Here is a 15330-nt window from a genome sequence, read left to right as displayed (position 1 = left end):
AAAAACTCCGGATCAGGATTCGGCGGGCTCGATAGGCACGCGGCGCTCGCGCACCGTAAGCCACGCACCGGCCGCACCGCAGACCGCGATCATCGCCATGCCGATGAGCGAGTAACGGTCGGGCAGTTGGGAAAAGATGAGCCAGCCGCCGAGCATGGCAAAAGCGATCTGGGCATAAAGATAAGGCGTGAGCGTGGATGCCTGCGCGCGCTGGTAGGCCAGGATCAGGATGAAGTGACCCACCGTGCCCATGAAGCCCATCAGGCACAGCAGCGCCCACCAGTGCCACGAGTCCAGCTCGGTCCACACGAAGGGCACTGCGAGCGATGCAATCAGCGCGCCGACCCAGCCGGTATAGAAATGCATCGTGAGCGGGTTCTCGGTCTGCGCGAGCTTGCTCGTGAGCACCTGGAACCATGCATTGGTCAGCACCAGCCCGATCGGCAGCAGGATGGCCCAGCTGAAGGCCTCGCCGCCCGGTCGCAGGATGACCAGCGTGCCGATGAAGCCGCCCGCCACCAGCACCCAGCGCAGCGGCGACACATATTCCTTGAGCGTGGTGGCGGCCAGCAGAGTGATCACCAGCGGCGCAATCAGCACGATCGACGTGAACTCGGCCAGCGGCATGTAGCGCAGGCTCAGGAAGGCCAGCGTGCTCGACACCAGCAGCAGCGCACCGCGCAGCAACTGGTAGCGCGGGTGCCGCGTGCGCAGCAGCGCCGTGCCATGCAGCGGCAGGAGCACGGCCGTGGTGGCCACGGCCTGGAATGCGTAGCGGAACCACACGCCCATGAGGATGGGCACGCCTGCGGTGGAGGCCTTTGTCGCGGTGTCGAGCGTGGCGAAGCAGGCCACGGCCACCAGCACAAGGCCGATACCCGCGAGGATGCGGCCCGATTCGGTGTCGCGCGTCTTTTGCGCCGCAAGGCGCGCATTCGCCAGCGCAACGGTTGCCGCGTTGTCGATGCCGGTCCCGGGGTTCTGGCTCACTGCTGGATGCGGTCGCCGAGCAGTTCCCACACAGGAGTGAGCGCGCCAGGTAACGGCGGCAGCTTGCCGAGATCGCAATGACTCTCGTCGGGGCTGTGGAAATCGCTGCCGCGCGAGGCGGCGAAATCGAATTCGAGCGCCTTGTCGGCGTACTCGACATACTCAGCCGGCGTGTGGCTGCCGGTGACGACCTCGATCGCCTTGCCGCCATGCGCCTTGAATTCGAGGAACAGCGCGTACTCCTCGTTGGCCGTGAACTTGTAGCGGCCCGGGTGAGCGATCACGGCCATGCCCTTGGCTGCGGTGATCCAGTGCACGGCGTCCTTCAGCGAGGCCCAGCGGTGCGGCACGTAGCCGGGCTTGCCTTCGGTGAGGAACTTGCGGAACACCTCGGGCGTGTCGCGGCAGTGGCCCTGCTCGACGAGAAAGCGCGCGAAGTGCGTGCGCGAAATGAGTTCGGGGTTGCCGACGAACCTGAGCGCGCCTTCGTATGCACCGTGGATGCCGACCTTGGCCAGACCTTCGGACATTTCCTGCGCGCGCTTGCCGCGGCCGCCGCGTGTGTCGTAGAGGCCTTGCGACATCGCTGCGTCGTTGGCATCGAAGCCCAGGCCGACGATGTGCACCGTTTCGCCCGCGAAGGTCACCGAGATCTCGGTGCCGGTGAGGTAGCGCATGCCGTTTGCACGGGCTGCTGCTGCTGCGCGGTGTTGGCCGCCGACCTCGTCGTGATCGGTGAGGGCCCAGAGCTCGACCCCGTTGGCGGCCGCGCGCGCGGCCAATTCTTCGGGCGTCAGTGTGCCGTCGGAGACCACGGAGTGGCAGTGAAGATCGGCATTGAGAATGGAGGACACCCTCGCATTCTATGGGGTCTGGAACATCGATGCGGGCGCATGGATGCTGCGCAAGTTGCTATTAAATAAATAGCATTACTGTGCCGCTGCATGCGGCTCAGCGCTTCTTGCGAAAAGCCGCCCAGGCCGCCACCGCGGTGAAGCTTGCGACGATTGCCACCACGATCCAGAAGCCGTGCTTGTGGTCGGCCAGCGGAATGCCGCCCACGTTCATGCCGAACAGGCCGGCCAGGATGTTGATCGGCAGCGCCAGCACCGTGACTACCGTCAGCACGAACAGGCTGCGGTTGTTGTCCTCGTTCACGTTGGCGGCAATTTCTTCTTGCAGCAGCTTGATGCGCTCCTGCAGCGCCTGCATGTCGCGCAGCACCACCGAGAACTCCTCGGTCGAGCCGCGCAACGCCTGCGCGTCGGGCTCGGCCATCCAGGCGGGAGGCCCTTGCAGCAGGCGGAACAGCGCGGCAGGCTCGGGCGCGAGCAGCCGCTGCAGCCGCACCAGCAGCCGCCGCAGCACGCCCAGCCGCGCGCGCTTGTGGTCGAGGCGACCGGCCAGCAGTTCGTCTTCGATGCGGTCGATGCGCGAAGTGACGCCGCGCACGATCTTCACCAGCACGTCGGCCTGCGCGCGCAGCAGGTGTTCGAGCAACTCGGTGCTCGAACGCGGCGCGTCGCCGGCCTTCACGGCCGTGCGCAGCGTGTCGACCGAGCGCAGCGGCTTGGTGCGCGCCGTGACCACGAGGCGCGGGCCCACGCTGATCCACAGCGTGGAAATGTCGGAGGGCTCGAAGCTGAATTCGAAGTGCACGTCGTTGATGACGGCGATCAGCGAGTCGTCGGCGCGCTCGATGCGCGTGGAGGGCAGGCCTTCGTGCAGCGTCTCGTAGAAGGTGTCCGGGAGGTTCGCGTGCCGTACCAGCCAGCGCTCGGCATGCGCGTGGCTCAGGTTGAAGTGCAGCCAGACGTAGGACGGGTTCTCTTCGCCGCTGCCTTCATCGCCTTTGTCGCGTTGCTCGACCAGCCATGCCGCCGCCTGCGCGGAGTCGATGACCCGCGCTGGCTCGGGTGCGGAGGCGTCGAACAGATAGCCGGAGATCAGGCCGGCTTCGTCGCCTCCGTAAGACTGGGAGGCGAGGTCATGGAATGCCGACAAGATGCGTGATCAGAAAATGCGGGTGAACAACCAGTAGAGCGACCCCGACAGCAGCATCGCCACCGGCAGCGTCAGCACCCAGGCCAGCGCGAGGTTGCGCAGCGTGGACATCTGCAGGCCCGAGCCGCTGGCGGTCATGGTGCCGGCCACGCCGGACGACAGCACGTGCGTGGTCGACACAGGCAGCCCATACATGTCTGCTGCGCCGATGGTGATCATTGCCACCACTTCGGCCGAGGCTCCCTGCGCGTAGCTCAGGTGCGTCTTGCCGATCTTCTCGCCCACGGTGACCACGATGCGCTTCCAGCCGATCATCGTGCCCAGGCCCAGTGCGATGGCCACCGCGACCTTGACCCACAGCGGGATGAAGCGCGTGGCGCTGTCCAGTTCCTGGCGGAACGTGTTGACGCGCAGTTTTGTCTCGTCGTCGAACTTGGCCGCGCCGCTCTTGTCGAGGTGGCGGATGGCCTCGGAGGCCAGGTACATGTCATTGCGAACGTTGGCGACGGCATCCGCGGGAACGCCGGCCAACGAGCCGTGCTCGCGCACCTGCCGTCCGATGCTGCCGGCGGTCGCTGCCAGCGCGGGCACCACCGAGGGACTGAACTCGCGGGTGCGCACATACATAGAGAGCGTGTCGCGCGCCGCGGCGGGCTCCAGCGCGGGCAGCGAGGTCGGCACGCTGCGGGTCAACGCGGTCTGCGCCATCTCGGCCACGGCCGCGAACTTCACGGTCTCGTTGGCGGGCATCGCGCGGTTCAGCGCGTAGGCCATCGGCACCGTGCCCACGAGGATCAGCATGATCAGCCCCATGCCCTTCTGGCCGTCGTTGGAGCCGTGTGCGAAAGACACGCCCGTGCAGGTCAGGATCAGCAGGCCGCGGATCCACCATGGCGGCGGCTCGCTGCCCTTGGGTTCTTCATACAGTGCGCGGTTCTTCACGAAGGCCCGCAGCGCCAGCAGCAGCAGCGCGGCGCAGCCGAAGCCGACCATCGGCGACAGCAGCAGCGAGTAGCCCACCTTGGTGGCCTGCGCCCAGTCGACGCCGCTGGTGCCGTCGCGACCGTGCATCAGCGCATTGGCCACGCCCACGCCGATGATCGAGCCGATCAGCGTGTGCGACGACGAAGCCGGCAGCCCCAGCCACCACGTGCCCAGGTTCCAGATGATGGCGGCGATCAGCAGCGCGAACACCATCGCGAAGCCGGCGCCCGAACCCACCTGAAGAATGAGCTCCACCGGCAGCAGCGCGATGATGCCGAAGGCCACCGCGCCGCTGGACACCAGCACGCCCAGGAAGTTGAAGAAGCCCGACCACACCACAGCGAAGTTGGGCGGCAGCGAATGGGTATAGATGACGGTCGCCACGGCGTTGGCCGTGTCATGGAAGCCGTTGACGAACTCGAAGCCCAGCGCAATCAGCAGCGCCACGCCAAGAAGCATGTAAGGCACCCAGGTGGTGACGGGCGCCCCGGAGGAGGTCACGTCGCCCACCAGGCTCCAGGCCGTGAAGAGCAGGCCGGCGGCCAGCAGCCCCACGAAGGTGATCAGCGTGAGCGGACCGGGCTTGGAGTCGAGCTTGGGCCGTTGCGCGGCGGGCGCGGACGGCAACTCGGCATGCGGGGCTGCAAGCGTGTTCATGGGCGTTTCTGGGGTGTTGGAATAGCTGCAGATGGTGTTCGCGGTGTGTGACAACTCCGTGTCAACGGGTCCAAAACCGTCACGCAGCCGTCATATACGGCGAGCAGCATGCTTTTTCCTGCCCCTTTCACTCTTTCCGCCCCACCATGCCGACCAGCGCACTTCCCGACCACGAAGACCTGATGCAACGCATCGCCCGCGACCTGATCGACAGCTACGACGAAGAGCTCGAGCTGGAGATCGAAGACCGCAACATCGACGGCCTCGACCCCGCCTCGGCAACGCCGACCTCCGCCGACAAGGCCGCCCGCCAGGCCTACTTCAAGGAGCTGTTCCGCCTGCAGGGCGAGCTCGTCAAGCTGCAGGACTGGGTGCAGCACAGCAAGCAGAAAGTCGTCATCCTGTTCGAAGGCCGCGACGCGGCGGGCAAGGGCGGCGTCATCAAGCGCATCACACAGCGCCTGAACCCGCGCGTGGCCCGCGTGGCCGCGCTGCCGGCGCCCAACGACCGCGAACGCACGCAGTGGTACTTCCAGCGCTATGCCGCGCACCTGCCGGCAGCGGGCGAAATGGTGCTGTTCGACCGCAGCTGGTACAACCGCGCTGGCGTCGAGCGCGTGATGGGCTTCTGCACCGACGAAGAGTACGAAGAGTTCTTCCGCACCGTGCCCGAGTTCGAGAAGATGCTCGTGCGTTCGGGCATCAAGCTCATCAAATACTGGTTCTCCATCACCGACGACGAGCAGCACATGCGCTTCCTCGGCCGCATCCACGATCCGCTCAAGCAGTGGAAGCTCAGCCCGATGGACCTCGAAAGCCGCCGCCGCTGGGAGGAATACACCAAGGCGAAGGAAATCATGCTGGAGCGCACCCACATCCCCGAGGCGCCGTGGTGGGTGGTGCAGGCGGTCGACAAGAAGAAGGCGCGGCTGAACTGCATCAGCCATCTGCTGGGCCAGATGCCGTACCAGGAAGTGGCGCATCCGCCGGTCGAGCTGCCCGCGCGCGTGCGGCACGACGACTATCTGCGCCAGCCTGTTCCGGCCAACATGATCGTTCCGGAAATCTACTGATGCGTGCCGGGGCGGTAAGGCCGCCCCTTGTCGGGTGTTGTTAGGCCGGCCGGCGCTTTGCGTTCACACTGCGCGCCATGGCCCGTTCTTCCACCGCTTCCGTCTTTGCCCGCGCCTACGAGCGCAACCTGCGCGCGCTCACCAAGGCCACGCTGAGCAACAGCAAGCGCATCGCGGGACAGGTCCAGCGCGCCGCGGCCAAGCGGCTCAAGCCGCCGCCCGGCAAAGGCGACTGGCTCAGCGGCATGGCGATGGGCCCGGGCGGTGCACGCGGCTATCACCTGTTCCGGCCAGCCGGCTTGCAGCTGAAGCCGGGCGAGCGGCTGCCGCTCATGGTCATGCTGCACGGCTGCGGCCAGACCGGGCGCGACTTTGCCGCGAGCACGCGCATGAACGCGCTGGCCGTGCGCCAGCGCTTCCTGGTGCTCTATCTCGAGCAAGACCGGCTCGCCCACCCGCAGGGCTGCTGGAACTGGTACGAGCGTCGCTCCGGCAAGGCCGACGCCGAAGCCGCGACGCTGATGGCCGCCATCGACCAGGCCTGCATGCTGTACCCCGTGGACCGCGATCGCGTGGCGCTGGCGGGGCTCTCGGCCGGCGCGAGCATGGCGGCGTTGCTGGCCACGCGCTACCCGAATCGCTTCCGCGCCGTCGCCATGCATTCGGGCGTGGCGCCCGGTGCGGCGAAATCGCCGGCCACGGCCCTTGGCGCAATGCGCGGACAGAACGTGCCGCCGATGCCCTCCACGGCAGTCGGCAAGGCGATGGGCGCCGCGGCTGTCTTCGCCACCTTGCCGCCGATGCTGGTGCTGCACGGCGATGCCGACGCGGTGGTCGCGCCGAGCAATGCAGTCAACAGCGCCGCGGTGTGGGCCACCGCGCTGGGCGCGAAGCCCGGGCTGTCGCGCAACATGCAGCGCGGCAAGCGCCGTTCGATGCGCGTGACCGACTTCAAGCGCAAGGGCCGCACGCTCGTCACGCTGTGCGAGATCGCGGGGCTGGGCCATTCGTGGAGTGGCGGCGCATCGAAGCTGCTGTTCAGCGACCCCGAGGGGCCTGACGCCACGCGCATGACATGGGCCTTTGCGGCCGCGCAGTTCAAGGCTGCTGAAGGTCCGAAGAAGGTCTGAAGAGAAGAAGGGCGGCTATGCAGCGACAGCGCCTTCGCGCGCCGCTGCCCGCCAGGCACCGGGCGCCATCCCTTTCTCTCGTTTGAAGGCTTTGCTGAACGCCGCCTCCGACTCGTAGCCCACCGCCCCGGCGATCGCGCCCAGGGCCGCGTGGCCTTGCCCCAGCATGTTGCCGGCTTTGAACATGCGCCACTGCGTGAGGTACTCCAGCGGCGCCTGCCCCACCCGCTCGCGAAAACGCTGCGCGAAGGCCGAGCGCGACAGGCTCGCGACGGAAGCAAGAGCCTCTACCGTCCAGTCGCGCGCGATGTCCTTGTGCATCGCACGCAAGGCCGGGCCAATGCGCGCGTCGGCCAGTGCGGCGAGCCAGCCCGTCTGAGATTCGCCGTTGGCCGCGACGTGCGCGCGCACGGCCTGCACGAACACGATGTCGGCCAGCCGGCTCACGAGCAGGCTGGAGCCCAGGCCCGGCTCGCCGGTTTCCATGGCCAGCAGCTGCAGAGTGCCTTGCAGCGCAAGGGCGCGGGCCTGCTCCATCTTCACGTGCAGCAGCACCGGCAGCAGATCGAGCAGCGGCCGCGCGGCGCGCTGGTCGAAGTGGAACCAGCCGCAGATCACCGATGCCGCCGTACCCGTGCCGCCAAGCTCCACCAGCCCGCCAATGCGGTCGCGCACGACGGAGGCACAGCTTACCGTCGGCGTGTTCGGATGGTCGCGCAGGATGTAGGGCGTGCCATGCGCCAGCACATAGCAGTCGCCCGTCGCCAGCGCCACCGGCTGCGCCATGCCCTCGATCTCCAGCAGGCAGCCGCCGCGCACCACCAGCCCGAAGCGCGCACTCTCGCCGCCCGCCAGGCTCACGCCCCAGGGAGCGCCGGCTTCGAGGCGGGCATACAGGGCGCTGCGCACGCGCATGGCGGCAAAGACGTCGTCGAGCGGATCCATGAAGACTCCTGTGGCGGTGGACGAATGGACAAGATTGTCGGTTTCTCAGGCATTCACTGTCCACCGGCGGAGGCAGAAACTGCAGCCTCACTCTTCCCAGACACAGAAACAACAGGAGCAGACCATGAACGCCAGAACCGAATTTGCCGAACTCGCCGACCGCTACGTCGCCGTCTGGAACGAACCCGATGCCGATGTGCGCCGCGCCGCCATCGCCGGCCTCTGGGTGCCCGACGGCGAGCACTACGTGCGCACGCTGCAAGCCAAGGGCTACGAGGCGCTGCAGCAGCGCGTTACCGGCTCGCACGAGAAGAACGTGCGCGACGCCGGCTTCCGCTTCGTCTCCGCAGGCGACGCCCAGTTCCTGCACGACGCGGTGATGTTCCATTGGCACATGGTCCCGGCCGCCGGTGGTCCGGTGGCCGCGCTCGGGCTGGAGTTCCTGGTGCTGGCCGAGGACGGCCGCATCGCCACGGACTACCAGTTCATCCTGCCGACGCCCGCTGTCTGAATCCCGGCGATGACCTCCGGGGTCATTGCCGCCGTATCGCTTGCTCCCAACACTCGAGCCCATCATGACGCAGTCAAACATCGCTGCTTCGGCAGCATCGCTTTCTTCCACAGGAAGCCAGAGCACGGGCGCGACGAAGCCCGGGCGGCTGGGCTTGTGGGTCATGCTCAGCGGCACCTTCCTGGTGGTGCTGGACTTCTTCATCGTCAACGTCGCGCTGCCGTCGATGCAGCGCGAGCTGCTGGCGAGCGCGGGCACCTTGCAACTGGTGGTGGCCGGCTACGGCCTGGCCACCGCAGCGGGCCTGATCACCGGCGGCCGGCTCGGCGACCTGTTCGGTCGCCGCCGCATGTTCATGCTGGGCCTGCTGTTGTTCACGCTGGCTTCGGCCGCCTGCGGCTTTGCGCCGAACGCCGAACTGCTGGTGGCGGCGCGCGTGCTGCAGGGGCTGGCCGGCGCGCTGCTGCAGCCGCAGGTGCTGGCGATGATCGGCTTGGCCTATGCCGGCGAAGACCGGGCGCGCGCCTTCGCGGCGTACGGGCTCACGCTGGGGCTGGGTGCCACGCTCGGGCAGCTGGTCGGCGGCTTGCTGATCCATGCCGATGTGGCTGGTCTGGGCTGGCGCAGTTGCTTCCTCATCAACGTGCCGATCGGCCTGCTGGCATTGATGCTTGCACCGCGCGTCATTCCGCCGCTGGCGAACAACGGCAGCAGCAGGCTCGACCTCCTCGGCATGCTGCTGGTGGCCGCGGGTTCGGTGGCCGTGGTGCTGCCGCTGGTGGAAGGCCGCGAACAGGGCTGGCCACTGTGGAGCTGGGTGTGCCTTGCAGCGGCGTTGCCGCTGCTCGCAGCCTTTGCATATCACCAGCGCCGGCTCGCTGCACGCGGAGGTGCGCCGCTCGTGGCACCGGCGCTGCTGGCCAACGGTCGCTTCGTCACGGGCCTGCTCACCACGCTGGCCTTCTATGTGGGCAATGCCTCGCTGTACTTTGTGCTCGCGCTGTACCTGCAGCAAGGCCTGGCGCTCGATGCGCTCACCTCGGGCGTCGTCTTCACGTCGCTGGCGATCGGCTTTTTCGCGACGTCAATGGCGGGTGCGCGCCTCGCGCGGCGCTTCGGAGGCAAGCCGCCCATCGCGCTCGGTGCACTGGTGCTTGCTGCAGGGCACGCATTGCAGTTCGTCAACGTGGCGGGCTGGGCGGGGCATTCGCACGTTGCGGCGTGGATGGTGCCGCTGCTGCTGTTGCAGGGCGCGGGGCTCGGCATGGTGATGGCGCCGCTGGTGTCCACCGTGCTGGCAGGGCTGCCGCCGCAACATGCGGGCGTGGCCTCGGGCGTGCTGTCGATGGTGCAGCAGGCGAGCAATGCGCTGGGGGTGGCGTTGATCGGCATCCTCTTCTACGGGCGGCTGGGTCATGGGGCCGATGCGGCGGGGTATGCGAGCGCGTTCGGGGCGGCTCTGATCTATCTGACGGTTTCAGCGCTGCTCGTGGCTGCGCTCCACCATCGCGGAAGCCGGCGGGCCTGATCGGGCGCGGCGGTGGCCGTGCCAAACTCTCCTGTCCTCACGACAGGACAGACATGGCCACCGATATCCAGCAACTGACCCAAGACCTGCGCGACTTCGCCCAGGTGCGCCAATGGGAGATGTTCCACTCCCCCAAAAATCTGGCCTCCGCGCTTTCCGTGGAGGCCGCCGAACTGCTTGAACACTTCCAGTGGATGAGTGAAGCCAAGAGCCGCAATCTGACCGCCGCCAAGCGCACCGAGATCGGCACAGAGATCGCCGACGTCTTCCTCTACCTGCTGCAGCTCGCCGACAAGCTCGATATCGACGTGATCGAGGCCGCAAAGAGCAAGATGCTCGTCAACGCCAGCAAGTACCCCGTGCCGCCGCCTGCCTGAGCCCTGAGTACCTCCGTGTACGCCACCCGGCGTATTTCCCCTTCCTGGTGCATTCCGCAGACTCCCTCCCACGCCAGCAAAGCGCTGGCGACAAGGTTCAACCAACCCGGAGCAGGAGTCCACATGCAACGTCGTTTCACACTCAAGGCGCTCACCGCCGCCGTCGCGCTGGCCAGCATTTCTGCTGCGCCCGCTTTCGCTGCCGACACCATCAAGGTCGGCGTGCTGCACTCGCTGTCGGGCACGATGGCCATCTCTGAAACCGTGCTGAAAGACACGGTGCTGATGGCCATCGACGACATCAACAAGAAGGGCGGCGTGCTGGGCAAGCAGCTCGAGCCCGTGGTGGTCGACCCGGCCTCCAACTGGCCCCTGTTCGCTGAAAAGACCAAGCAGCTGCTCGGCCAGGACAAGGTCTCGGTGATCTTCGGCTGCTGGACCTCGGTGTCGCGCAAGTCGGTGCTGCCGGTGGTCGAGGAAATGAACGGCCTGCTGTTCTACCCGGTGCAATACGAGGGTGAAGAGCTCTCGAAGAACGTGTTCTACACGGGCGCCGCGCCCAACCAGCAAGCCATTCCGGCCGTCGACTACCTGATGAGCAAGGAAGGCGGCGGCGCCAAGCGCTGGGTGCTGCTGGGTACCGACTACGTGTACCCCCGCACCACCAACAAGATCCTGCGCGCCTACCTCAAGAGCAAGGGCGTGAAGGACACCGACATCGACGAGAAGTACACCCCCTTCGGCCACAGCGACTACCAGACCATCGTTGCCGACATCAAGAAGTTCTCGGCCGGCGGCAAGACTGCAGTGGTGTCGACCATCAACGGCGACTCCAACGTGCCCTTCTACAAGGAACTCGGCAACGCCGGCCTGAAGGCCAAGGACGTGCCCGTGGTTGCCTTCTCGGTGGGTGAAGAAGAGCTGCGCGGCGTGGACACCAAGCCGCTGGTCGGCCACCTGGCCGCATGGAACTACTTCATGTCGATCAAGAACCCGACCAACACGGCGTTCATCAAGCAGTGGAGCGACTACGCCAAGGCCAAGAACATCGCCGGCCACAAGGACAAGCCGCTCACCAACGACCCGATGGAAGCCACCTGGATCGGCATCCACATGTGGAAGCAGGCGGTCGAGAAGGCCAAGTCGACCGACACCGACAAGGTGATCGCAGCCATGGCCGGCCAGACCTTCACGGCTCCCTCGGGCATCGTGTCGAAGATGGATGAGAAGAACCATCACCTGCACAAGAGCGTGTTCATCGGCGAAATCAAGGCCGATGGCCAGTTCAACGTGGTGTGGAAGACGCCGGGTCCTGTGAAGGCCAAGCCGTGGAGCCCGTACATCGAAGGCAACGACAAGAAGCCTGACTACCCCGCTGGCAAGTCGATGTAAGTGTGTTTCTCCCTCCCCAGTGGGGGGAGGGAGCCAACCCAACTTCCATTCTCATGATGCTTCGACGAACCCTTCACTGCGCACTCGCCGCCATGCTGCTCATGGCATCGGCCGCCCACGCGTTGACCGCCGACGAAGCCCGGGCCATCGCCTCCGGCGAATCCGAAGCCCGCATCGCCGCGCTCAACAAGGCCGTGCTCACGGCCGACGACAAGACCGCCGCCTTCATCCAGGCCATGTCCGACGACGCGGTCAAGTACACCGAAGACAAGGTCTTCGTGATGAAGGACGACAAGGGCTACGACCCCGTCACCGGCGCCGAGCTGAAGGTGCCCGACACCGCCGAAGACGTCGTCAACAACAACCTCATGCGCGGCGCGCTCGATGCCGCGCAGGCCGCGCTCAAGCTCACGAGCAAGGACGACGCGGTGCGCGCCGAAGCCGCGCAGGCGCTCTTCAAGGAGCCCGACGAATCGCGCGTGCCCATGGTCGAGAAGGCGCTGGCCGCTGAGACCAACCCCAAGATCAAGGCGCAGCTCGAACTGGTGCGCGCCGCCAGCATGCTCACCAGCGCCGACAAGGCCAAGCGCCTCATCGCCGCCAAGGAGCTGGGCAACAACCGCAACCCCGACACCAAGCTGCTGCTCAACCAGCGCCTGGCCGACGAAACCGAGGCGGACGTCAAGGCCGCCATCGTCGCTTCCATTGCCAGCATCGACGGCGCGCTGGTCTGGGGCGACCGCATCAACGCCGTGTTCAGCGGCATCAGCCTGGGCTCGGTGCTGCTGCTGGCCGCGCTCGGCCTGGCCATCACCTACGGGCTGATGGGCGTGATCAACATGGCGCACGGCGAGCTGATGATGATCGGCGCCTACGCCACCTACGTGATGCAGGGCATCTTCCAGAAGTACGTGCCCGAGGCGGCCTTCGGCTTGTACCTGGTCGCTGCCATTCCGGTCTCGTTCCTCGCGTCGGCGCTCGTGGGCGCGGTGCTGGAGCGCGGCGTGATCCGTTTCCTGTACGGCCGACCTCTCGAAACGCTGCTCGCCACCTGGGGCATCAGCCTGATGCTGCAGCAGCTCGTGCGCACGCTGTTCGGCGCGCAGAACGTCGGCGTCGAAAACCCCGGCTGGATGAGCGGCGGCTTCACCATGCTGAGCAACGTCACGCTGCCGTGGAACCGCATCTGCATCATCATCTTCGCCGCGTTGGTATTGCTTGCGATGGGCTGGCTCATCGGCAAGACGCGCCTTGGCCTGTTCGTGCGCGGCGTTACGCAGAACCGTCCGATCGCCTCGTGCATGGGTGTGAACACCGCGCGCATCGACACCTACGCCTTCGCGCTCGGCTCCGGCATAGCGGGCCTTGCCGGCTGCGCGCTGAGCCAGATCGGCAACGTCGGCCCCGACCTGGGCCAGAGCTACATCGTCGACAGCTTCATGGTGGTCGTGATGGGCGGCGTCGGCCAGCTCGCGGGCACCGTGTATGCGGCGCTGGGGCTGGGCATTCTCAACAAGTTCATCGAAGGCTGGGCGGGCGCGGTGCTCGCGAAGATCGCGGTGCTTGTCTTCATCATCATCTTCATCCAGAAGCGGCCGCAAGGCATCTTCGCTATGAAAGGCCGGAGCGCTGAGGCATGAGCAAGGTCGTACTTCCAACCAAGGGGCCGCTGCTGAGCGGCAAGGGCTGGACGGCCTTCTTCGTCGCGCTGATCGTGGTGTGCGCGGTGGCACCGGTGCTCAACATCTGGGTGCCGGTAGACAGCCCGCTGCACATGAGCGACTACGCGGTGGCGCTGGTCGGCAAGATCATGTGCTACGCCATCTGCGCGCTGGCCATGGACCTGATCTGGGGCTACACCGGCATCCTCTCGCTGGGCCATGGCCTGTTCTTCGCGCTCGGCGGCTACATGATGGGCATGTACCTCATGCGCCAGATCGGCCGCGACGGCAATTACAAGAGCGACCTGCCCGACTTCATGGTGTTCCTCGACTGGAAGACGCTGCCCTGGCACTGGACCTTCAGCGACAGCTTCATCGCCACGCTGATTTTGATCGTGGCGGTGCCGGGCCTCATCGCCTTCGTGTTCGGCTTCTTCGCGTTCCGCTCGCGCATCAAGGGCGTGTACTTCTCGATCATCACGCAGGCCATGACCTTTGCGGCCATGCTGCTGTTCTTCCGCAACGAGACGGGCTTCGGCGGCAATAACGGCTTCACCGACTTCAAGCGCATCCTGAATATTCCGATCGCCACGCAGGAAATGCGCATGACGTTGTTCGCGCTCACCGGCGCCACGCTGCTGGGCTTCTTCCTGTTTGCCAAGTGGCTCATCGGCAGCAAGTTCGGCCGTGTGCTGCAGGCCATTCGCGACGCCGAAACGCGCGTGATGTTCTCGGGCTACAACCCGCTGCCGTACAAGCTCACGATCTGGGTCATCTCCGCCATCATGTGCGGCGTGGCCGGCGCGCTGTACGTGCCGCAGGTCGGCATCATCAACCCGGGCGAGATGAGCGCGGCCAACTCCATCGAGATCGCCATCTGGGCCGCCGTGGGCGGACGCGCGACGCTGATCGGCCCCATCATCGGCGCCTTCATCGTCAACGGCGCGAAGAGCTGGCTCACCGTGGCCTACCCCGAGTACTGGCTGTACTTCCTGGGTGCCTTGTTCATTGCTGTCACGCTGTTCCTGCCGAACGGCATCGTGGGGTTGGTGCGCAAGTGGGTGTCGAGGGAGAAGAAGCCGGTGTCGCCCGAGCCCGTGCAGGATGCTGCACGGCGCTCGGTTGCGGCGGAGCAGGGCGTCGAGCCCGATGCGCTGGCCTCGCTGCCCGTGGACGCGAAGGGAGCACGCGCATGACGCCCGACCTGATGGAAGCCGGCGCCGAGCGCGCGGCACGCGCCAGCGGCATTCACTACGTGAGCGGCAGCACCGAATCGGGCGGCCGCGCCGCAGATTTCGGCCGCCACGTCACGCCGGGCGAAGTCGACGTCACGCACGGCCGCATCCTCTACCTCGAAGACGTCAGCGTGAGCTTCGACGGCTTCAAGGCCATCAACAAGCTGTCGCTCGACATCGCGCCGGGCGAACTGCGCTGCATCATCGGCCCGAACGGAGCGGGCAAGACCACGATGATGGACATCATCACTGGCAAGACGCGGCCCGATTCGGGCACCGTGTTCTTCGGCAGCACCATCGACCTGCTGCGCCACCGCGAAGCGGACATCGCGCAATTGGGCATCGGCCGCAAGTTCCAGAAGCCGACAGTGTTCGAGCACCTGACCGTGTTCGAGAACCTCGAGCTCGCGCTGAAGACCAACAAGGGCGTGCGCGCCTCGATGCTCTTCAGGCTCGACTCGGCGCAAAGCGACCGCCTGGCCGAGGTGCTGGAAACCATTCACCTCGCCGACAGCGTGTCGCGCCTGGCCGGCAACCTGAGCCATGGCCAGAAGCAGTGGCTGGAAATCGGCATGCTGCTGATGCAGGACCCGAAGCTGCTGCTGCTCGACGAGCCCGTCGCAGGCATGACCGATGAAGAGACGGCGCGCACCGCCGAGCTGTTCCTCACCCTCAAGGGCAAGCATTCACTGATGGTGGTGGAGCACGACATGAGCTTCATCCGCACCATCTCCGAGATCGTCACCGTGCTGTGCGACGGCTCTGTGCTGGCGCAAGGCACGCTGGACGAAGTGCAGGCCGACGAGCGGGTGATCGAGGTCTATCTGGGCCGCTGAGGAACTG

The 15330-nt window shown here is 66.3% G+C and carries 14 protein-coding genes; 9 read left to right on the top strand and 5 right to left on the bottom strand.

Annotation, left to right across the window (positions count from 1 at the left end; all coding sequences use genetic code 11):
- Nucleotides 1–12: 12 nt before the first annotated feature.
- The 4 genes from BLW48_RS25175 to BLW48_RS25160 form a co-directional block, all read right to left on the bottom strand.
- Nucleotides 13–990, bottom strand: a complete 978-nt coding sequence (locus BLW48_RS25175; RefSeq protein ID WP_093178130.1) for a DMT family transporter — start codon at nucleotides 988–990, stop codon at nucleotides 13–15.
- Nucleotides 987–1844 (bottom strand): 3',5'-nucleoside bisphosphate phosphatase, encoded by an 858-nt coding sequence (locus BLW48_RS25170; protein ID WP_093058607.1) that lies wholly within the window; start codon nucleotides 1842–1844, stop codon nucleotides 987–989. Before BLW48_RS25170 ends, BLW48_RS25175 begins: the two co-directional genes overlap by 4 nt.
- A 97-nt stretch (nucleotides 1845–1941) precedes the next feature.
- Nucleotides 1942–2994 (bottom strand): transporter, encoded by a 1053-nt coding sequence (locus tag BLW48_RS25165; protein ID WP_093077234.1) that lies wholly within the window; start codon nucleotides 2992–2994, stop codon nucleotides 1942–1944.
- Between the two features lie 9 nt (nucleotides 2995–3003).
- Nucleotides 3004–4635 carry an inorganic phosphate transporter gene (locus BLW48_RS25160; RefSeq protein WP_093178128.1) on the bottom strand — a complete coding sequence of 544 codons (1632 nt, stop codon included), beginning with the start codon at nucleotides 4633–4635 and terminating at the stop codon, nucleotides 3004–3006.
- A 146-nt stretch (nucleotides 4636–4781) separates the two neighbouring features.
- Here BLW48_RS25160 and ppk2 point away from each other — a divergent pair, with 146 nt between their 5' ends.
- Both ppk2 and BLW48_RS25150 read left to right on the top strand, forming a co-directional pair.
- Complete coding sequence (gene ppk2 / locus BLW48_RS25155; RefSeq protein ID WP_093058610.1) at nucleotides 4782–5708, top strand: polyphosphate kinase 2; 927 nt, start codon at nucleotides 4782–4784, stop codon at nucleotides 5706–5708.
- A 77-nt stretch (nucleotides 5709–5785) separates the two neighbouring features.
- Nucleotides 5786–6838: an extracellular catalytic domain type 1 short-chain-length polyhydroxyalkanoate depolymerase gene (locus tag BLW48_RS25150; protein WP_093178126.1), complete on the top strand. Its 1053-nt coding sequence runs from the start codon at nucleotides 5786–5788 to the stop codon at nucleotides 6836–6838.
- A gap of 15 nt (nucleotides 6839–6853) precedes the next feature.
- On the opposite strand, the gene BLW48_RS25145 is transcribed toward BLW48_RS25150, so the two are convergent.
- Entirely contained in the window at nucleotides 6854–7783 is a 930-nt protein-coding gene (locus BLW48_RS25145; protein ID WP_093058612.1) for an AraC family transcriptional regulator, read from the bottom strand.
- Between the two features lie 124 nt (nucleotides 7784–7907).
- Between BLW48_RS25145 and BLW48_RS25140 the strand changes: the two genes are divergently transcribed.
- From BLW48_RS25140 to urtD, 7 genes are all read left to right on the top strand, one after another.
- Nucleotides 7908–8294, top strand: a complete 387-nt coding sequence (locus tag BLW48_RS25140; RefSeq protein WP_093178125.1) for a nuclear transport factor 2 family protein — start codon at nucleotides 7908–7910, stop codon at nucleotides 8292–8294.
- 64 nt (nucleotides 8295–8358) lie between these two features.
- Complete coding sequence (locus BLW48_RS25135; protein ID WP_093178123.1) at nucleotides 8359–9822, top strand: MFS transporter; 1464 nt, start codon at nucleotides 8359–8361, stop codon at nucleotides 9820–9822.
- 53 nt (nucleotides 9823–9875) lie between these two features.
- Entirely contained in the window at nucleotides 9876–10199 is a 324-nt protein-coding gene (locus BLW48_RS25130) for a nucleotide pyrophosphohydrolase (RefSeq protein WP_093178122.1), read from the top strand.
- A 123-nt stretch (nucleotides 10200–10322) separates the two neighbouring features.
- Nucleotides 10323–11591 (top strand): urea ABC transporter substrate-binding protein, encoded by a 1269-nt coding sequence (gene urtA, locus BLW48_RS25125; protein ID WP_093058616.1) that lies wholly within the window; start codon nucleotides 10323–10325, stop codon nucleotides 11589–11591.
- 92 nt (nucleotides 11592–11683) lie between these two features.
- Nucleotides 11684–13231, top strand: coding sequence for an urea ABC transporter permease subunit UrtB (gene urtB, locus BLW48_RS25120; protein WP_093178120.1), 1548 nt, complete (start codon nucleotides 11684–11686; stop codon nucleotides 13229–13231).
- The gene (urtC, locus tag BLW48_RS25115) at nucleotides 13228–14448 is read left to right on the top strand and encodes an urea ABC transporter permease subunit UrtC (protein WP_093077222.1); all 1221 of its coding nucleotides are present in this window, start codon (nucleotides 13228–13230) and stop codon (nucleotides 14446–14448) included. The genes urtB and urtC overlap by 4 nt, the downstream gene beginning before the upstream one ends.
- Nucleotides 14445–15323: an urea ABC transporter ATP-binding protein UrtD gene (gene urtD, locus BLW48_RS25110; protein ID WP_093178118.1), complete on the top strand. Its 879-nt coding sequence runs from the start codon at nucleotides 14445–14447 to the stop codon at nucleotides 15321–15323. The genes urtC and urtD overlap by 4 nt, the downstream gene beginning before the upstream one ends.
- Nucleotides 15324–15330 lie beyond the last annotated feature (7 nt).

This window comes from Variovorax sp. YR266 (assembly GCF_900107295.1).
In the GTDB taxonomy this organism is placed as follows: Bacteria; Pseudomonadota; Gammaproteobacteria; order Burkholderiales; family Burkholderiaceae_C; genus Variovorax.
The sequence above is the reverse complement of the archived record's forward strand: the minus strand, read 5'-3'. Positions and strand labels throughout refer to the sequence as shown.